The sequence below is a fragment of the Streptomyces sp. NPDC002306 genome, assembly GCF_053593435.1.
Genome location: NZ_JBSFCK010000001.1, coordinates 444,563 through 463,746 on the forward strand (window position 1 = coordinate 444,563; position 19,184 = coordinate 463,746).

General features: G+C 72.0%; 13 protein-coding genes. 9 read left to right on the forward strand and 4 right to left on the reverse strand.

Annotated features, from left to right (window positions below):
- Positions 1-6: 6 nt before the first annotated feature.
- The 3 genes from ACWCQK_RS01960 to ACWCQK_RS01970 all read right to left on the reverse strand — a co-directional run bounded on the left by ACWCQK_RS01960 (position 7) and on the right by ACWCQK_RS01970 (position 5,294).
- Positions 7-3,078 carry an alpha-mannosidase gene (locus ACWCQK_RS01960; protein ID WP_451150804.1) on the reverse strand — a complete coding sequence of 1,024 codons (3,072 nt, stop codon included), beginning with the start codon at positions 3,076-3,078 and terminating at the stop codon, positions 7-9.
- 114 nt (positions 3,079-3,192) lie between these two features.
- Positions 3,193-4,530, reverse strand: coding sequence for a 6-phospho-beta-glucosidase (locus tag ACWCQK_RS01965; RefSeq protein WP_451150806.1), 1,338 nt, complete (start codon positions 4,528-4,530; stop codon positions 3,193-3,195).
- Positions 4,527-5,294 (reverse strand): DeoR/GlpR family DNA-binding transcription regulator, encoded by a 768-nt coding sequence (locus ACWCQK_RS01970; RefSeq protein ID WP_451151774.1) that lies wholly within the window; start codon positions 5,292-5,294, stop codon positions 4,527-4,529. Before ACWCQK_RS01970 ends, ACWCQK_RS01965 begins: the two co-directional genes overlap by 4 nt.
- Positions 5,295-5,441: 147 nt before the next feature.
- Between ACWCQK_RS01970 and ACWCQK_RS01975 the strand changes: the two genes are divergently transcribed.
- From ACWCQK_RS01975 to ACWCQK_RS02015, 9 genes are all read left to right on the forward strand, one after another.
- The gene (locus ACWCQK_RS01975; RefSeq protein WP_451150808.1) at positions 5,442-6,461 is read left to right on the forward strand and encodes a carbohydrate kinase family protein; all 1,020 of its coding nucleotides are present in this window, start codon (positions 5,442-5,444) and stop codon (positions 6,459-6,461) included.
- A gap of 157 nt (positions 6,462-6,618) precedes the next feature.
- Complete coding sequence (locus tag ACWCQK_RS01980) at positions 6,619-7,905, forward strand: extracellular solute-binding protein (RefSeq protein WP_451150810.1); 1,287 nt, start codon at positions 6,619-6,621, stop codon at positions 7,903-7,905.
- Entirely contained in the window at positions 7,905-8,867 is a 963-nt protein-coding gene (locus ACWCQK_RS01985; RefSeq protein WP_451150812.1) for a carbohydrate ABC transporter permease, read from the forward strand. Before ACWCQK_RS01980 ends, ACWCQK_RS01985 begins: the two co-directional genes overlap by 1 nt.
- 14 nt (positions 8,868-8,881) lie before the next feature.
- The gene (locus tag ACWCQK_RS01990) at positions 8,882-9,718 is read left to right on the forward strand and encodes a carbohydrate ABC transporter permease (RefSeq protein WP_451150814.1); all 837 of its coding nucleotides are present in this window, start codon (positions 8,882-8,884) and stop codon (positions 9,716-9,718) included.
- Positions 9,715-12,654, forward strand: coding sequence for a glycoside hydrolase family 2 TIM barrel-domain containing protein (locus tag ACWCQK_RS01995; protein WP_451150816.1), 2,940 nt, complete (start codon positions 9,715-9,717; stop codon positions 12,652-12,654). Before ACWCQK_RS01990 ends, ACWCQK_RS01995 begins: the two co-directional genes overlap by 4 nt.
- Positions 12,655-12,689: 35 nt before the next feature.
- Positions 12,690-14,555 (forward strand): LamG-like jellyroll fold domain-containing protein, encoded by a 1,866-nt coding sequence (locus ACWCQK_RS02000; RefSeq protein WP_451150818.1) that lies wholly within the window; start codon positions 12,690-12,692, stop codon positions 14,553-14,555.
- A gap of 29 nt (positions 14,556-14,584) precedes the next feature.
- Positions 14,585-16,261: a PHP domain-containing protein gene (locus ACWCQK_RS02005; RefSeq protein WP_451150820.1), complete on the forward strand. Its 1,677-nt coding sequence runs from the start codon at positions 14,585-14,587 to the stop codon at positions 16,259-16,261.
- Positions 16,261-17,112: a hypothetical protein gene (locus tag ACWCQK_RS02010; protein ID WP_451150822.1), complete on the forward strand. Its 852-nt coding sequence runs from the start codon at positions 16,261-16,263 to the stop codon at positions 17,110-17,112. Before ACWCQK_RS02005 ends, ACWCQK_RS02010 begins: the two co-directional genes overlap by 1 nt.
- Positions 17,113-17,263: 151 nt before the next feature.
- Positions 17,264-18,028, forward strand: a complete 765-nt coding sequence (locus ACWCQK_RS02015) for an IclR family transcriptional regulator (protein ID WP_451150824.1) — start codon at positions 17,264-17,266, stop codon at positions 18,026-18,028.
- Positions 18,029-18,124: 96 nt separating this feature from the next.
- On the opposite strand, the gene ACWCQK_RS02020 is transcribed toward ACWCQK_RS02015, so the two are convergent.
- Entirely contained in the window at positions 18,125-19,174 is a 1,050-nt protein-coding gene (locus tag ACWCQK_RS02020) for a hypothetical protein (RefSeq protein ID WP_451150826.1), read from the reverse strand.
- Positions 19,175-19,184 lie beyond the last annotated feature (10 nt).

Here is a 19,184-nt window from a genome sequence, read left to right on the forward strand (position 1 = left end):
GCGCTCCTATCGGCCGGCGTCGGCGCGCCGCAGGCGCAGGGTCAGGATCTGGAAGGGGCGCAGCTCGACCGGGACGCCGTCGGCGCCGTCGGTGGCCGCTTCCTCCAGGGGGCGCTCCAGCAGATCGGTGACCTGGGCCCCGGCGAGCGGGAATCCGGTGCGCAGGGTCGCCCGGGCCCGGCCGCCGCGGGACTCGTAGAGACGGACGACGACGTCGCCCGAGGTGTCGTCGGCGAGCTTGACCGCCTCCACGGTCACGCCGTGCGTGCCGTCGTCGTCGCCCTCCAGGGAGACGACCGGACGCGGCGCGCCCGCCGCGTCCGCCACCCGCAGCGGCAGGTTGAGGGCGTACCCCTCGGCGACCGCGTCCTCGATGCTCGCGCCGGGCAGCAGCGCGTAGGTGAAGCGGTGTCTGCCCTGGTCGGCCCCCGGATCCGGGACACGCGGAGCGCGGACCAGGCTGAGCCGGACCGTGGTCGTCGTACCGCCGTCCTCGCGGACCGTGCGGGTCACGTCGTGGCCGTACGTGGAGTCGTTGACGACCGCGACGCCGTAGCCGGGCTCGCCGATGTGCACCCAGCGGTGGCCGGAGACCTCGAAACGGGCCGCCTCCCAGCTGGTGTTGGTGTGGGTGGGCCGCTGGACGTGGCCGAACTGGATCTCGGCGGACGAGTGCGGCGCCCGGATGTCCACCGGGAAGGCCGCCTTGAGGATCTTCTCGGCCTCGTGCCAGTCGATGTCCGTCTCGATGTCGATGCGCGGGCTGCCCGCCCGGACGGTGATGGTCTGGACGATCCTCGACCCCTTGCCGAAGCTCCGCTCCACCCGGATCGAGCCGAGCAGCGGGTCCGTCTCGACGACCGTGACGGAGTCGGCGTCGAGCAGGTCGGTGTAGCGGTTGCGGTAGTGCTTGTCGATGTCCCAGGCGTCCCAGTAGTTCGGGAGGTCGGTGTGCAGGCGCAGCAGGTTGCCGGGTTCGGCGAGGACCTCACGCCGGGCCCGGAGGTCGTACACGGACGACAGGGTGCCGTCCCGCGCCACCTCGACCCGGACCAGGCCGTTGTCGAGGACCAGGCCCGTGACCGTCACCGGCTGCGGGGGTTCGGCGTCGGTGAGCGGCGCGCTGCCGCTCGCGGGCACCTCCACGTACGCGGGCGTGCCTTCGGCGGCGCGGACCACCTCGGCGCGGTCGTACGGGCTCGTGTTGAACACGCGCGCCCCGCCGCCGCCCAGTGCCGCGACCGCCTCGGCCGTCAGCACCTCCAGCTCCTGGGCCACCCGGGCGTACTCGGCCTCCGCCTCCCGGTGCACCCAGGCGATCGACGACCCCGGCAGGATGTCGTGGAACTGGTGCAGCAGCACCGTCTTCCACAGCCGGTCGAGCTTCTCGTACGGGTAGGCGTAACCCGGCGCGTGCAGCGCGGCGGTGGTCGCCCACAACTCGGCCTCGCGCAGCTTGTGTTCGCTGCGCCGGTTGCCCTGTTTGGTGCGGGCCTGGGAGGTGTAGGTGGCGCGGTGCAGCTCCAGATAGAGCTCGCCGACCCAGACGGGCGCGTCGGGGTACTCGGCGCGGGCGTCCGCGAAGAACCTGTCGGGGTGTTCGACGACGACCTTCGCCGAGCCCTCCAGGTCGGCGAGCCGGCGGGCCTTCTCCATGATCTCGCGGGTCGGGCCGCCACCGCCGTCGCCCCAGCCGAAGGGGGCGAGGGAACGCGTGGCGCCGCCCTTCTCGCTGTAGTTGCGCACCGCGTGCGCCATCTCCTCGCCGCTGAAGCAGGCGTTGTAGGTGTCCATCGGCGGGAAGTGGGTGAAGATGCGGGTGCCGTCGATGCCCTCCCACCAGAAGGTGTGGTGGGGGAACTTGTTGGTCTGGTTCCAGGAGATCTTCTGGGTGAGGAACCACTCGTTGCCGGCGAGCTTGGCGAGCTGCGGATAGGCGGCGTTGTAGCCGAAGGAGTCCGGCAGCCAGACCCCCTTGGTCTCGATGCCGAAGTGCTCGATGAAGAACCGCTTGCCGTGGATGAGCTGGCGGGCCATGGCCTCGCCGCCGGGCAGGTTGCCGTCGGCCTCGACCCACATGCCGCCGACGGGCACCCACTGGCCCTTCTTCACCGACTCCTGGATCCGGGCCCAGATTCGCGGGTAGCTGTCGCGCACCCACTCGTACTGCTGGGCCTGGGAGCAGGCGAAGACGAAGTCGTCGTACTCGTCGGCGAGCGCGGTGACGTTGGAGAAGGTGCGCGAGGTCTTGCGCTTGGTCTCGCGGATCGGCCACAGCCAGGCGGAGTCGATGTGCGCGTGGCCGACGCCGGAGACGGTGTGGGCGCTGGCGTGCGCGGGCTTGGCCAGGGCGGGCCGCAGCGCGGCCCGGACCGCGGTCGCGGAGCCGGCCACGTCGTCCAGGTCGAGCAGGTCCAGGGCGCGGTCGAGGGTGTGCGCGATCTCGTGCCGGCGCGGGTCGTGCTCGCCGAGCTCCAGCATCAGTTCGCGCAGCACCTGGAGGTCGAGGTCGAGGTGGAAGACCTCCTCGTCCAGGACGGCGAGGTCGGCGCGGCGGAAGGTGTAGAGGGGCTTGTCGCCCGCGGTCAGGATGTCACCGAGCGGGGTCGGGGCGGCGAAGTCGCCGGCCAGGATGTCCGGGTTGGAGGCCGCCTCGACGAGGTAGTGGATCTCCTCGCCGCCGGTCGCCGGGTCGGCGACCGGGACGTACTGGTTCATCGGGTTGACCGCCTTCAGGGGCGTGCCGTCGATCCGGTGGACGAGGGCCTCGGCCTGGTTTCCGGGCCAGTCGCCCACGAAGCCGAGGTCGATGACCGCCTCGACGCGCCGCCCGGCGAAGGCGGCGGGCACCCGCCCGCGCATCCGGAACCAGGTCGTGCCCCAGGGCGGGCCCCAGGGGGTGTCCATCGCGAAGGGCTCGTAGGGCGCGGCGGCGGCCTCCTCGAAGGGGACCGGCTCCCCCGGCGCCTGCCAAGCCTCGACCTCGAAGGGGACGGTGGCCGCGTAGAGGGCGGGCTTGACGCGCTGGTTGTGGACGCGCTCCGCGCGCTCCTCGATCCGGCGGCGTTCGTCGTGCATGGAAGTCTCCAGGAAACAGCGGGTAGCCGGCGGCCGGAGGCCGAGAGGCCGGGAGGTCAGGGGGAGTGAGACGGCGGGGGAAGCGCTACGCGAGGTGAGACGGCGGGGGAAGCGCTACGCGAGGTACGCGAGGCCCGGATGGACCTCGGCGTAGCCCTCCATCAGCCGTCGGGCGACGTTCACCGAGTCGACGAGCGGGTGCAGCGCGAAGGCCTTCACGGCCGTGGCGCGGGAGCCCGACTCGGCCGCGGCCAGCACCTCACGCTCGACGCCCTTCACCGCGCACACCAGGCCGGTGGCGTGCTCGGGCAGCGGGGCGACGGCGACGGGGTGGGCGCCGTTGGCGTCGACGAGGCACGGCACCTCGATCACGGCGTCCGTGTCCAGGGCGGAAAGGGTGCCCTGGTTACGCACGTTGAGGATCAGCGTGGCGCGCTCGTCGCGCGCGATGGCCCGCATCAGGGCGAGGGCCACCTTCTCGTACCCGCCGGACAGGTCGTCGGCCGCGCGCTCGCCGGCGCCCGCCGTCTCCCGGTTCTCGGCCATGTAGGTGGCCTCGCGCTCGGCACGGGTGCGGTCCCAGGCGCTCAGCGCCGAGCCGTCCGCGCCCCGGGCCTCCTCGTAGAACCGGGCCTGCTGGTCGCGCAGGAACGCGCCGCGGGTCTTCTCGGCCTGCTGGTAGGCGCGTACGGCTTCCCGGTTGAAGTAGTAGTAGTGCAGGTACTCGTTGGGGATCGCGCCCAGGGAGCGCAGCCAGTCGGCGCCGAAGAGCTTGCCCTCCTCGAAGGAGCCGAGCAGGTCGGGGTCGGCGAGCAGGCGCGGGAGTTCGTCACGGCCCCCGACGCGCAGCCCGCGCACCCAGCCGAGGTGGTTGAGGCCGACGTAGTCGATCCACGCCTCGCGCGGGTCGGCGCCCAGGACCCGGGCGATCCGGCGGCCGAGGCCGACCGGGGAGTCGCAGATGCCGATCACCCGGTCGCCGAGGTGACGGGACATGGCCTCGGTGACCAGGCCCGCGGGGTTGGTGAAGTTGATGACCCAGGCGTCGGGGGCCAGCCGGGCCACCCGGCGGGCGATGTCGACGGCGACGGGGACCGTCCGCAGGCCGTAGGCGATCCCGCCCGCGCCGACCGTCTCCTGGCCGAGGACGCCCTCGGCGAGCGCCACCCGTTCGTCGTCCGCGCGGCCCTCCAGGCCGCCGACGCGGATCGCGGAGAACACGAAGTCGGCGCCGCGCAGGGCCTCGTCGAGGTCGGTCGTCACCGTCACCCGGGGGGCCTCGGCCACGGTCGACGCCTGTTCGGCCAGCACCCGGGCGACGGCGTGCAGCCGGCTGTCGTCCAGATCGTGCAGGACGACCTCCGTCACCCGCCCCTCGCCACGGTCCGTCAGCAGCGCCCCGTACACCAGCGGCACGCGGAACCCGCCGCCGCCCAGAATCGTCAGCCTCACGCTGTTCCCGCCTTTCCTGCCAGGACCACCTGTACGCCCGCCTCCTCCAGGGAGGAACGGGTCACCGCGTCCAGCGGCGCGTCGGTCACCATCACGTCCAGGTCCTCGGGACCACAGACCTTCGCCATGCCCGTGCCCGGGAACTTCGCCGCGTCGGCGAGCAGGACGACCTTCTCACCGGCCTTGATCATGGCTCGCTTGACCGGTACCTCGACGACCGTCGTGTCCATCACCTGGCCGCCCGGCCGCACTCCGCTGGTCCCGAGGAACACCCAGTCGGCGTGCAGCTGGCGCAGATTGTCCTCGGTGAGGAAGCCGACCAGGGATCTGTACTCGCGGCGGACCATGCCGCCGAGCAGCACCAGTTCGATGCCCTCGTCGTCGGCGAGCTCCTCGTAGACCACCAGGTTGCTGGTGATCACGGTGAGCCGGCGGCCGTGCAGCTGCCGGGCCAGTCGGAAGGCGGTGGTGCCGATGTCGAGCAGCACCGACTGGCCGTCCGCGACCATCGCCGCGGCGGCCGCCGCTATGGCGTCCTTCTGGGCCACGCGCACCTCGGCGACCTCGGCGAAGGGCTGATCGCCCTCGTCCGCGACGGCGCCGCCGTGTACCCGGGTGAGCAGGCCCTCCTCCTCCAGTCTGAGCAGGTCGCGCCGGACGGTGGCGGGACTTACGCCGAGCTGCTCGGAAAGGTCCGTCACGGCCGCGGGACCGCCGGAGCGCAGGGCCCGCAGGATGAGTTGATGTCGTCGTTCTGCCAGCACGCCGCGAACACTACTCGTCATCTTCAATCATTTCTATGCTCAGTTCTGCTCGGGTATTGACCAAACTCGTCGAGCAGCGCACGATTCCGGTCACCGAATTGAAGAGTTCTGATGACCTCCTGTACATGCCGACGAGAGGAAGCGCGCGTGGACGACGACCGCCCCGATGTGCTGCTGACCGGGCTGCTCTTCTACGACCTCGTCCTCACCGGGCTGGGCGGGCCGCCGACACCCGGCCGGGAGATCTGGACGACGGGCATGGGCTGCGGACCCGGGGGCATCGCCAACCTGGCGGTCGCCGCCTCCCGGTTCGGCCTGCGGACCTCGCTGGCCACCGTCCTCGGGGACGACTTCTACGGCGCGTACTGCGAGGAGATCCTGGCCCGGCAGGAGGGCGTCGACCTGTCCCTCACCCGCCGCGCGGACGGCTGGCCGACCCCGGTCACCGTGGCGCTCGCGCACGGCCAGGACCGGGCCCTGGTCACCCACGGCCAGGAACCCCCGTACACCCAGGACGCGTTGATGGGCGATCCGCCCGCGGCGCGCACGGCCCTCGTGCACCTGGAGGCCGAGCCGCGCGACTGGCTGTCGAAGGCGGCCGCGAACGGCACGCTGATCTACGCCGACGTCGGCTGGGACCCCACCGAGCGGTGGTCCACCGACCTCCTCGACCAGCTCTCCCTGTGCCACGCCTTCCTCCCCAACGAGGAGGAGGCGATGGCCTACACCCGCACCGACAGCGCGATCGCGGCCCTGGGGCGGCTGACCGACCTGGTGCCGGTGGCCGTCGTCACGCGCGGCGGGGACGGCGCCGTCGCCGTGGACCAGACCACGGGCGAGTACGCCGAGGTCCCGGCTCTCGACATCGATGTCCTCGACGCGACGGGCGCCGGCGACGTCTTCGGCGCGAGCTTCGTCGCCGCCTCGCTGGGCGGCTGGCCGCTGGAGCAGCGGCTGCGGTTCGCCGTCCTCGCGGCGGGGCTGTCCGTGGGCCACCACGGCGGCGCGCTCGCGGCACCCGGCTGGTACGGCGTCGACCGGTGGTGGCGCGCGGTCGAGGACCCCGCCCTGCGGCGCGCGTACGGCTTCCTCGACGACCGCGTGCCCGCGGACCCGGGCCCGCCCGTCCGCCACGCCCCCGTGACCCCACCCGTACGGCACTCCTGACCGACCCGGCCCGTACGGCCTTCCTGACCGACCCCGTCCGTACGGCCCTTCCTGACCGACCCCGTCCGTACGGAACTCCTGACCGACCCGGTCCGCACGTCCCGTGCCGACCCCTCGTATGCGACGACCCGAACAGATCCGAAAGGCGGTGGGAGCTGTGCGGCTCTCACGAAGAGGCCTGCTGCGCGCGGGCCTGGCCGGCACGGCCGCCACGGCGCTCGGCGGCCTGGCGACCGGCTGTGCCGTTCCGACCGGCTCGACCGGCCGGGACATGGTCCTGTGGTACTGGAGCGGCGGCCTGAGCGACACGGTCGTGAAGAACGCGAAGGCCCGGTACGACCGTTCCGTCGACCTCCAGGCCATCCAGATAGGCGGCTACTACCGCTCCAAACTGCTCACCACGATGACGGGCCGCGCCCACATCCCCGACATCGCCGGCCTCAAGGGCGAGGACATGGCGTCCTACCTGCCCAACGCCGACCAGTTCGTGGACCTGCGCACGCTCGGCGCGCAGAAGTACCGCGACCGGTACCTGTCGTGGAAGTGGGACCAGGGCATCGCGGACGACGGCACCATGGTCGGCTTCCCCATCGACTGCGGCCCGGTGGCGCACTACTACATGCCGGACGTGTTCGAGAAGGCCGGGCTGCCGTCCGAACCCGCCGACGTCTCGCGCGAACTGGGCACCTGGGACGCGTTCCTGGATGCCGGACAGCGACTGAGGAAGCGGCTTCCGGGCACCTACCTGCTCACCGACATCACCAGCGTGTTCACCATGTCGGTGAACCAGGGCACCCGGCAGTACGTCGACCGGGACCGCCACTTCATCGGCGACCAGGAGCACATCCGCACCGCCTGGGACCGCGCGGTGGACGCCAAGCGGCGCGGCATCGTGTCGGCCCTCGTCAGCGGCACCCCGGACCAGCTGTCGGCCACCGAGGGCGGCAAGCTGCCCAGCCAGCTCAACGCCTCCTGGAACACCAGCGACATGAAGCTCGGCGTTCCGAGGACCAAGGGCCGCTGGCGGGTGGCGAGTTGTCCGGGCGGGCCGTCCAACATCGGCGGCTCGTTCCTGGCGATCACGAAGGCGTGCCGGGAGCCCGAGCGGGCCTTCGAGATCATCACCTGGCTGCTGGACGCGTCCAACCAGGCCCAGGGTTTCGTCGACGCCGGACTCTTCCCCTCGACGCCGGCCTCGTACGGCATGAAGCAGCTCCAGGAGCCGGACCCGTTCTTCGGGGGGCAGGTCACGATGGACGTCTTCGGGCCGGCCGCGGAACGCATCCCGGTCGCCTACAACAGCCCGTACGACATCGCGCTCGGGCAGCCCGTCAAGGACGAGATCAAGAACGTCGGCGTCCTCGGCAAGGATCCGGACCACGCCTGGAGGGACGCCATGAGCAAATGCCGGCGTATCGCCGAGCACCTGGGGGTGAGCTACTGATGGCGACCGTCCCCGCGCTGGAGCGGCCCCCGGCCGCCGTGAGACCGGTGCCCGCGCCGGCGCCCCGCAAGGGCCTCGGCAGGTACTGGCACCTCTACGCCGCGATCTCCCCCTTCTACCTGCTCTTCCTCGCCTTCGGCCTGTTCCCGGTCGGCTTCTCGCTCTATCTGTCCTTCCACCGCTGGGACGGCCTCGGCCCGATGGAGTGGGCCGGACTGTCGCAGTACCGGTACCTGCTGTCCGACGTCGACTTCTGGAACTCGATCGGGAACACGCTCGTCATCTGGGTGCTGGCCACCTTCCCGATGATCTTCCTCGCGATGGTGACGGCCGTGATGCTCAACTCGGCGGTCCGTTTCAAGAACCTCTACCGGTTCGCCTACTTCCTGCCGAGCGTCACCTCCGTCGTCGCCGTGGCGATCGTCTTCGGTTCGGTGTTCTCGACCAACTTCGGCCTGGTGAACGCGGTGTTGCGGGTCGTCGGCGCGGATCAGGTGGCCTGGCTGAACACGCCGTGGGGCATCAAGGTCGCCGTCGCGATGCTGATGACCTGGCAGTGGACCGGCTACAACGCGATCATCTTCCTCGCCGGACTCCAGACCGTCCCGGGCGAGCTGTACGAGGCGGCCCGGATGGACGGCGCCGGTCCCGTGCAGACCTTCTTCCGGATCACGCTGCCGCTGATGCGCCCGGTGCTGCTGTTCGTGCTCGTCGTCTCGACGGTCACCGGTCTGCAGAGCTTCTCCGAGCCGCAGGTGCTGCTCCAGACGACCTCCAACGACTCGACGTTCGCGGGCGGTCCGGGACACGCGGGCCAGACGATGGTCCTCTACTTCTTCCAGCAGACCTTCGACAACAACGACTTCGGCTACGGCGCCGCCGTGGCGTGGGGCATCTTCCTCGTCGTCGTCCTCTTCTCGATCGTCAACTGGCGCCTGGTGCAGCGCCGGGGCGAAGAATAGGAAGGCCGGTCACCATGGCATCCATCAAGGGCTCCCGCCGCCGGGGCATCGCGCTGCACGCCGTCCTCGTGGCCGGTCTGCTGCTGTCGGCCTTCCCGTTCTACTGGGCCGTGATCATGTCGACGCACACGTCGTCGGAGATCTTCTCGTACCCGCCGAAGCTGCTGCCCGGCACCCACTTCCTGGAGAACCTCCGCCATCTCTTCGACGCCGTCGACTTCTTCGGGTCGATGGGGAACTCGCTGCTGGTCGCGCTGACGGTGACGTTCCTGGTGCTGTTCTTCGACTCGCTGGCGGCGTTCGTCTTCGCCAAGTTCGCCTTCCCGGGCAAGCGGGTGCTGTTCGTCCTGATGATGGCGATCTTCATGGTGCCGGCCCAGCTGGCCGCCATCCCGCAGTTCGTCGTCATGGCGAAGCTGGGCTGGATCGGCTCGATGACCGCGCTGATCGTCCCGGCGGCGGCCAACGCGTTCGGCATCTTCTGGATGCGCCAGTACATGAAGGGCGCGATCCACGACGAGCTCCTCGACGCCTCCCGGATCGACGGGGCGCACTTCCTGCGCCAGTACTGGCACGTGGCCCTCCCGGTGGTCCGGCCGGGCCTCGCCTTCCTCGGCATCTTCACCTTCATGGGGCAGTGGAACGACTACGCCTGGCCGCTGATCGCCCTCACCGACCCGGACAACGTGACCCTTCAGGTCGCGCTGTCCCAGCTCAACGGCACCCACGGCACGACCGACTACGGAATGGTCATGACCGGCGCCCTGCTCGCCCTCGTCCCGCTGCTGATCGTGTTCGCGATCGGCGCCCGCCAGATCATCGGCGACCTCGCCAAGGGAGCCATCCGTTGACGGACGCCCTGCTGGCGCTGCGCCCCTGGGAGGCACCCGAGGTGACCTCCTGGGGGCGGCTGCCCATGAACGCCGTGGACCGTCGCGCGGCGGCGCTGTCCCTGGACGGCGAGTGGCGCTTCCAGCTGCTCCCGGCGCCGGACGCGCCGCTCGCGGACCACTGGTCGTCGTCGATCGTGCCCGGCGCCTGGACCATGCAGGACACGGACGACCTCCCGCAGTACACGAACGTCCGTATGCCGTACGCGCAATTCCCTCCCGGATCGCCCGCCGCCAACCCGACGGGTGTGTACGAGCGCGAGGTGGACGTCCCCGCCGAGTGGGCCGGGCGCCGGATCGTGCTCCAGGTGGGGGCCGCCGAGAGCGTGCTGCTCGTGCACGTCGACGGGCGCCCGGCCGGCATCTCGAAGGACTCCCATCTGGCCGCCGAGTTCGACCTGTCGGACATCGTGCGCCCCGGGAAGCGGTCCACCGTCCGGCTGACCGTGGTGAAGTGGTCGGACGCCTCGCACCTGGAGGACCAGGACCAGTGGTGGCACGGCGGGATCACCCGTTCGGTGCTGCTGCACGCGACGGACCCGCTGTATCTCGCCGACGTGACCGTGCGCGCGGCGCGGGACGGCCGGCTGCGGGTCGACTGCCTGGTGCGCGCCTGCGGCGACCGGGCGCTGCCCGAGGGGTGGCACGTCAGCGGGGAGCTGGACGACGGCGGCGCCGCTCCCCGGCCGCTCCCCCAGGACACGGAGTTCGACCGGGCCAACGCCGAGGACGACCGGGTCTCCGACTTCCTCGGTGAGGCACGGCTGACCACGACCGTGCCCGAGGTGCGCACCTGGACCTCCGAGACGCCCGAGCTGTACGGGCTGACCGTCCGGCTGCACCGCGCCGACGGGACGGTGGCCGACACCTCGCGCCACCGCGTCGGCTTCCGTGACGTCGAGATCGCCGGCCGGGACCTGTTGATCAACGGCGAGCGCGTCTACATCAGGGGCGTCAACCGGCACGACTTCCATCCGCTGACCGGGCGCACGGTGTCGTACGACGACATGCGCGCGGACCTCGTGCTGCTCAAGCGGTTCGGCTTCAACGCGATCCGCACCGCCCACTACCCCAACGACCCGACGCTGTACGACCTGGCCGACGAGCTCGGTCTCTACGTCGTCGACGAGGCGGACATCGAGGCGCACGACCACGCCCACGAGATCGCCGACGACCCACGTCACCTGGCCGCGTTCGTGGACCGGGTCTCGCGGATGGTGCTGCGCGACAAGAACCACCCGTCGGTGATCATCTGGTCGCTGGGCAACGAGTCCGACTACGGCGCGAACCACGACGCGGCGGCCGGCTGGGTGCGCCGGCACGACCCGTCCCGGCCGGTCCAGTACGAGGGCGCGGCCAAGCGCGGCTGGGCGGACCCGGACCTGGCCTCCGACATCGCGTGCCCGATGTACGCGCCCCTCGAGGACTGCGTGGCGCACGCCCTGTCCGGGGAGCAGACCAAGCCGCTCATCCAGTGCGAGTACTCGCACGCCATGGGCAACAGCAACGGCACGCTCGCGGACCACTGGGCTGCCATCGAGGCCACCCCAGGACTTCAGGGCGGCTTCATCTGGGAGTTCTGGGACCACGGCATCCTCCAGCGTGTGAGCGACGGAAGACCGGCCGGGCGTGGGGGCGCCGGCCTCTACGACAACGGTGTCGCCGCGCCCGGCCATCGCTGGGCGTACGGCGGCGACTTCGGCGAGACGATCCACGACGGCGCTTTCGTCGCCGACGGGATCGTCCTCCCCGACCGCACCCCCAAGCCCGTGATGTACGAGCACCGGGAGATCGCCGCCCCGGTGCGCCTGGACCTGTTCCCGCACGAGGGGCTCGTGGTCTCCAACCACCAGCACTTCCGCGGCCTGGACTGGCTGGCCGCCGAGTGGGAGCTGTCCCTCGCCGACGGCGGCACGCTGCGGGCCCCCGCCGAGCTGCCCGACCTGCGGCCGGGACAGGCGGCGGCGGTGCCGTTGCCGTTCGAGCTGCCCCGGGACGGCGGCGAGGCGTGGCTGACGCTGCGCGTGACGACGGCCGAGGACCAGCCGTGGGCGCCGACCGGCACCGAGGTGTGCGCGCGGCAGATCCGGCTGCGCCCGGCCCCGGTGCCCGCCCGGGCGCCCGTGACGGGCCTCCCGGTCGAGGTCGACGCCGACGGGCTGCTGGTCCACCCGCTGCTCACGGCCGCTCCGGCGCTGTCGCTGTGGCGGGCGCCCACCGACAACGACGAGCTGGGCGGCACGGCGCTGCGCTGGCGGTCCTGGGGGCTCGACGCGCTCGTGCGCAAGATGGTCTCCGTGCGGCACGAAGAGGGCCGCGTGAGCGTGCTCGCCGAGTACGCCGGCGCGGCGGGCGTCGTCCGCCACCGGCAGGTGTTCACGCCGGTCGAGGGCGGGATCCAGGTCGACGAGGAGGCCGAGCTGCCGGACGCGTTCGACGACGTGGCACGGGTCGGCACGGTGTTCGAGACGGTCGCGGGGCTCGATCTGCTGGAGTGGTTCGGCCAGGGTCCGTGGGAGTCGTACCCTGACCGCAGCTCCGGCGCCCCCGTCGGCCATCACGCGCTCGCCGTCGACGCGTTGTTCACCCCCTATCTCCGTCCGCAGGAGAGCGGCGGCCGGCACGGTGTACGGCGCTTCACGCTGTCCGCGCCGGACGCCACCGGACTCGCGGTCGCGCTGGACGAGCCCCGCCAGGTCTCCGTCACCCGCTACCGCGCCGAGGACCTGACCGCCGTCACGCACCACGACGAACTGGTCCCGCGCCCCGGCTGCGTGGTGCACATCGACGCGGCGCACCGGGGGCTCGGCACGGCCTCCTGCGGCCCCGACACCTTCCCCTCCTACCTCGTCGCGCCGGGCGTCCACCGCTGGAACTGGACCCTGCGCGTGCTCTGAATCCCAGGTTCCCACCGCGACTCCACGGAGCACACGTGTGCACTTCGCATGCCCATGACCAGGGCGAGGCCACGCAGGCCGACGCCGGACGCCGAGGCTTCCTGAGAGCCACGGCACTGCTCGGCGCCGCCGCCACGGCCGGGATCGCGCTGCCGACGGCCGCCGAGGCCGCGCCCGCTTCGGCGGCTTCGGCGGCTCCGGCAGCGCGGTGGCGGCCGGACCCGGACAGTTCCCGCTTCACGCTCGCCGTCATGCCCGACACGCAGTACCTCTTCGACGGGCCGAGCATCGACAGCGCGCCCGTGGAGGCGTCCCTGCGCTATCTGCTGGAGCACGGCGAGGAGGACAACCTCGTCTTCCTGTCCCACCTCGGCGACCTCACGGAGAACGGCGCGCCGGCCGAGATCGCCGCGATCGGCGAGGCGTTCGGGCTGCTGGACCGGCGAGGGGTCGGCTACAGCGTGGTGGCGGGCAACCACGACGTGCGGTCGTCGACCGACGACCAGCGCGGCCCGACACCGTACCTGGAGACCTTCGGGCCCCAGCGCTTCGCGGGCCGTCCGACGTTCGGCGGGGCCTCCCCCGACGGCTACCACACCTTCCACCTCTTCGAGGCCGCCGGACGCACCTGGATGGTCCTCGCGCTGGACTGGCGGCTGTCGGCGCGGGGGTACGCGTGGGCGCGGGACGTGCTCGCCGCGCACCCGCACGCCCCGGTGATCCTGACCACGCACGAGCTGGTGGCCGGCGACGACACCCTGTCCTCGTACGGACAGCAGCTGTGGGACCGGCTGATCGCCGACCACGACCAGATCTTCCTCACCCTCAACGGGCACTACTGGCCGGCCGCCCGGGCGACCCGCCACAACGCGGCCGGACACGACGTCCACCTGCATCTGACGAACTATCAGAACCGCTACTTCGGCGGCGCGGCCATGATCCGCCTCTACCACTTCGACCTGGACCGGAACACCATCGACGTGGAGACGGTCTCCCCGTGGATCCTCGGCCGGGCCGCCCGGGGCCTCAACGAGCTGGAGCGGCAGGAGATCGAACTGAGCGGCGACGCCGACCGGTTCTCCGTCGACATCGACTTCGCGGACCGCTTCTCCGGCTTCGCCCCGGTGCCCGCGCGCCCGGCCCGGCCCGCCTCCCGGATGCTCGTCCGCGGGACGGCCGCCTACTGGCGCTTCGACGGGCACGAGGACGGCGCGGCCGTCACGGGCACGGTCCGGGACCTGTCCGGGCGGGGCAACGACCTCACGGTCGTGACGGTGGGCGGCGGCACGCTCACCTGGTCGGCCGACCACCACCCGGACCAGCCCGGGCACGGCTCGCTGGAGTTCCACGGCTTCAAGTCCCCGCTGACGGGCGCCTATCTGCGCACGGTGGACGGCGCGCCGATCAACAAGGCGACCTTCAGGTCCGGTTACACCATCGAGGCCTTCTACCGCACGCCCGCGGACTGGGACGCCTCCCACCACGCCTGGGCCGGGCTCGTCGGCCGCGCCGGCACCGGCGGCGCGGCGGGCAAGACCGACGGCGACCCGGACGAGCCGCTCGCCACGCTGTCCCTGTCCGACGGCCCCGGCCCGCAGTGGGCGGCTCGGCCGCTCAACCAGCAGGGCATCGCCACCAACTGGGGTGACGAGACCGCGCGGGAGCGGTGGTGGCACGTCGCGGTCGTCAACGACGGCTCGCACACCACGCTGTACGTCCAGGGCTGCCCCGTCGCCCGCAATCCGCACGCCGCCGCGGTCGGCCTCACCACACTCGGCCTGTCCTGGCTGCTGGGCGGCTACGAGTACGCCGGGAAGATCGACCAGATCCTGTACGGCCGTCTCGGCGATGTCCGCATCGTCGAACGGGCGCTGCCCGTCACGTCGTTCATGAACCACTGACCGCACGCTCCCGGCTTCCGAGGACCCTCATGACCGAGCAGCAGCTGCCCTCCTGGGCGGATCCCTCCGTCCCGCCCGCCGGCCTCGACGCCCAGGCCGTCTCCCGGCGCTCCCTCCTGCGCCGCGCCGGACTGTTCGGCACCGCGTTCGCCCTGGGCCCGGCCGCCGTACCGGCGGCGGCCCACTCCGGGCACGAGCACGGCGGCGACGACCCGCACCTCGCCTACCTGGTCGGCGACCACCACATCCACTCCGTCTACAGCCACGACGCGAAGTACACGTTCTCCCAGCTGGCCGCCGCGGGCGAGAAGTACGGCCTCGACTGGATGGTGTTCACCGAGCACTCCAACTTCGGGCACGCCGCGTACGGCGCACCGCTGGAGCACGACGAGATCCGCCGGGCCCGCGCCGAGAACCCGCGCCAGCTGATCTTCCAGGGCCTGGAGTGGTACATCCCGGCCGCCGAGCACGCCACGGTCTTCGCCGCGCCGGGCCCGCACGAGGTGGACCTGCTCACCCGGTTCGAGAGCGCCTACGACGGCAAACTGCTCGGCTACACGGAGGGGGCGACCGGCGCCGCGGACACCGCGCGCAACGAGGCCCACGCTCTCAAGGCGATCCGCTGGCTGGCCGAGCAGCGCCGCTCGGGGTACGTCGACGACGTGCTGGTCCTCGCCAACCACCCGCTGCGCCTGGGCATCGACTCCCCGCACGAGATACGCGGCTGGCGGGACGCGGCGCGCGAGATCGTGATCGGTATGGAGGGCGCGCCGGGCGCCCAGGGCGCGGCCCTGCCCGGTTGGCGCGGTGCCGCCTCGATCCGCGGCGAGTACGAGAACAAGCCGTCCGCGCAGTCGTGGGCCGGCTATCCGGCCGAAGCGTACGTGACGTACGGCGGCTTCGACTGGGCGACCGCGACGGTCGGCGGACTGTGGGACTCGATGCTGGCCGAGGGCCGGCTGTTCTCCGTCACCACCAACTCCGACGCCCACCGGATCGTCTTCGACACCTGGCGCAACGGCGACTGGCCGGCCGGGCGGAACTTCGACAACACCGGCAGGCTGCCCGACCCGGTGAACACCGACACCCCGCAGCCGGGCAGTGACTTCTGGCCCGGCCAGTTCAGCCGCACCCACGTCGGTGTCACCCGCTACGGCTACCGCGCGGTGATGGCGGGCCTGCGCGCGGGCCGGGTCTGGCTCGACCACGGGCACCTGCTCGACGGGCTCGACGTCCGGCTGAAGCGGGACCGCGCCCACGGCCGGGGCGCCACGCTGGGCGGCCGGCTGCGCGTGCGCGAGGGCGACCGGCTCACGCTGGAGGTGACGGTGACCACCGCGTCCCGGCCCAACGCCCAGGGCGTCCTGCCCGAGTTGGCGCACGTGGACGTGATCCGCGGCGCGGTGCGCGGCGCGACCGCCGACCGTGACACCTGGCGGGCGCCGGACACCAGGGTCGTACGCACCGCTGACGTGCACGGCCGCAAGGGGACGTACACCCTGCGCATCCCGCTGACCGCGGGCGACGAGTCCTTCTACGTCCGGCTGCGCGGCAGCGACGGCAAGCGGCACGGGGCCGGCTACCTCGGCGCGTCGGTCGACCCGCACGGGCCGATCCCGCACGAGCCCGGCAACGGTGACCCGTGGGCCGACACATGGTTCTATTCCAACCCCATCTTCGTCGACGTGGCGGGAGCCCAAATCTGATGAAGCGTCAACTTGTCATCAGCGCAGCCTTATTAGGAGCACTCTCGACCGGCGCCGTCCCGGCGCTCGCCGCGGGCGCGCCGCACTGGGCGCAGACCGGCACGGCGTACACGGACACGCTGGGCGGCGGCCAGGGACTGGCGAGCCGGGCCGACGGCTCCCTGCTGTACCGCGGCCTGGCCTCCATCCCCCTCGATCTGCGGATCAAGGGCTGGAACCACGTCGGTGACCCGGACATCGCGCGCGGCCACACCTTCGACGCCTACCAGGGCGCCGACACGGCCACGTCGAAGATGTTCGCGGTCACCACACCGGCCGGGAAGCGCTACGAGTACGTCCACCCGCTCGACCCGGGCGAGAAGCTGAACAACTCCTTCGCCACCGTCTCGCCCGACGGGCGGTGGCTGGTGTCGGGCGAGTGGGGCGACCAGAACAGACTCCAGGTCTTCCCCGCGCCGCTGCTCAACCCGGCCACCCCGGCGACGGGCGGCACGCTGCCACAGGCCCCGCAGATCACCCTGGACAGGCCGGTGCGCGACATCCAGGGCTGCGACTTCGTCACCGGAACCCGCCTGGTGTGCGCCTCGGACGACGCCTCCGGCACGCTGTTCCCCGAGGTGCGTCCGCTGCTCCAGGTCGACCTGGAGCACGCGCTGGACGGCGGGCCGGTCACCGGCGCGGTGACCTCCCTGTTGGCGCTGCCCCAGCGCAGCCTGTGCACGGACGGCACGTTCGAGGCGGAGGGCGTCGACTACGACGTGGCCTCCGCCACCCTGCGCGCTGAGGTCATCCCCCCGGGGGTCTGCGCGCTGGCGACGACCGTCTACGCGTACCGCCAGGTCACCGACTGACGGCCACCGGGAGCGGGAGCGGGCGGGAGCGGCGATTGTCGGCGTCGGCGGGTGTCGCCGGCCGCCGGGGTGCGTCAGACTGGGGACGGCCCGGAGAACGGTTCCCGCCCGAGGCCTCGGCCCCCAGCACGCCCGGCGGAGAGACCCGGACATGACCGCCACCCGTTCCGCGCCCGGCCGGCTGCTGGCGGTGCTGGCCGCGTTCGACCACGCGCACCCGGCGCTGTCCCTGTCGGACATCAGCCGCCGGGCCGGACTGACGCTGACCACGGCACACCGGCTGGTGGGCGCGCTCACCGAGTGGGGCGCGCTGGAACGGGACGCGACGGGTGTCTACCACGTCGGGCTCAGGCTCTGGGAGCTCGCGGCGCTCGCCCCGCGCGGCCTCGCGCTGCGTCAGGTCGCCCTGCCGTACCTGGAGGACCTGTACGAGGCGACGCACGAGAACGTGCAGCTGGCGGTGCGGGACGGAACGGACGTCGTCTACATCGAGTGGCTCGCCGGGCGCTCGTCGGTCGGCGTGCACATCCGGGTCGGCGCGCGCTGGCCGTTGCACGCCACCGGTGTCGGGCTCGCGCTGCTGGCCCACGGCGAGCCCGAGTTCCAGGAACGCTACTGCGCGGGCGACTTGGCGGCCTTCACGCCGTACACCCTCACCGACCCGGCGCGGTTGCGCCGCGAGCTGGCCGAGGTGCGGCGCTCGGGGGCGGCCGTGAGCGACCGTCAGGTCACCGACGACGCGCTATCGGTGGCGGCGCCGGTGCGCGGGGCGGACGGCACGGTGGTCGCCGCCGCGTCGGTCGTCGTGCCCGAGGCAGACGCGCGGGTACCGGTGCTGATACCGGCGGTCCGTCTCGCGGCACGCGGCATCTCCCGCGCGCTGGGCTGGCGCCCGGAGCACCGGCGACAGCCCTGACCGCCGGGGGCACCACTCGCCGGGCCCTCTCCACCCGGCGACGGGCGCCCCGTCACGCAGTCACGCCGTCACGCCGTCACGGCGCGCCGGGGGTGTTCACCGGGCGTAGGTCAGCTGCTCCTCGTACCCGGTGACGCGGACCTTCTTCCCCGAGGGCGGTACCACCGCCATGGCCATGACCGACTCGTTGCGGGTGAGATTCGAGAGGGTGGTCCTGCCGTTGAGGTAGATCTTGGAGACGACGGGCAGGTCGTGGAGTTGGAGTTCGCTGCCGGCGCACTCGGCCTTCGTCCAGTTCGAGTAGACGAAGCCGAAGTCGTAGAGGACCAGCGCGCCGCCGTCCCGCGTCCTCACCCCGTACGCCGTGTCGGCACCGCCCGAACCGGCCTCGTACGCGCCGTCGACGCAGTCGTTCGTGAACGACGCGCGCTTGGCGTAGGCCTTCTTCCAGGCCTTGACGGAGGCCGTCTCGGTGAAGGTCCCGGCCGCCTTCCTGCCGCCCGTGACATAGAAGTCCTGGGACAGCCCGACCAGGTCGCCCGCCTTCACCGAGCCCACCGCGTCGGTGGCCGCGACCGGGGTGGCGAATCCGTCGCCGTCCTCGGCGACGGCCGGCAGTCCGTCGGTGATCTCGCCGACGGCGACCGCCTTCCAGGCCTTGCCGCTCCGGGCCTTCTCGTCGACGACCTGCTTGAAGGCCAGCAGTCGGCGCCGGTCCTTGTCGATGCCCTCGCCGGTCATCCGGGTGTCCACCATGAAGAAGTCGGCGGATCCCTTCGGCGGGATGTAGAAGTGGGCGTCCTCGACGGGGTAGGAGAAGGGTGTCTCGGAGTCCGCCTGCTCCTTCTTCGTCCAGGCCGGGTACTGCTGGAAGGCCGCCTGGCTCTGGGACCGCAGCGCGCCGCTCTCCACGGTCGCCGTCCGCTCGGTGTCCTGCGTGGCGTTGGCCGTGTTGTTGACCTTCACGTACGTGCGCAGGACGGTCTTCGCGTCCGCGAGCGAGAGCACACCCCCCGTGCCCCCGTCGCCCTCGGCCCCGGACGACCCTCCCGCGTCCCCCGTATCGCCCGAGCCGGAGCAGGCGGTGAGGGCGAAAGCGCCCAGGACGGCGCAGACGGGCAGCAGTTGGTGACGGCGCAGACTCATGGTTCCCCTG

Bases quoted from the DNA above. Each gene is read 5' to 3' on its own strand.
- ACWCQK_RS02020 (WP_451150826.1), bottom strand. From the start codon at position 19,174: ATGAGTCTGCGCCGTCACCAACTGCTGCCCGTCTGCGCCGTCCTGGGC.
- ACWCQK_RS02010 (WP_451150822.1), top strand. From the start codon at position 16,261: ATGAAGCGTCAACTTGTCATCAGCGCAGCCTTATTAGGAGCACTCTCG.
- ACWCQK_RS02005 (WP_451150820.1), top strand. From the start codon at position 14,585: ATGACCGAGCAGCAGCTGCCCTCCTGGGCGGATCCCTCCGTCCCGCCC.
- ACWCQK_RS01990 (WP_451150814.1), top strand. From the start codon at position 8,882: ATGGCATCCATCAAGGGCTCCCGCCGCCGGGGCATCGCGCTGCACGCC.
- ACWCQK_RS01985 (WP_451150812.1), top strand. From the start codon at position 7,905: ATGGCGACCGTCCCCGCGCTGGAGCGGCCCCCGGCCGCCGTGAGACCG.
- ACWCQK_RS02015 (WP_451150824.1), top strand. From the start codon at position 17,264: ATGACCGCCACCCGTTCCGCGCCCGGCCGGCTGCTGGCGGTGCTGGCC.
- ACWCQK_RS01960 (WP_451150804.1), bottom strand. From the start codon at position 3,078: ATGCACGACGAACGCCGCCGGATCGAGGAGCGCGCGGAGCGCGTCCAC.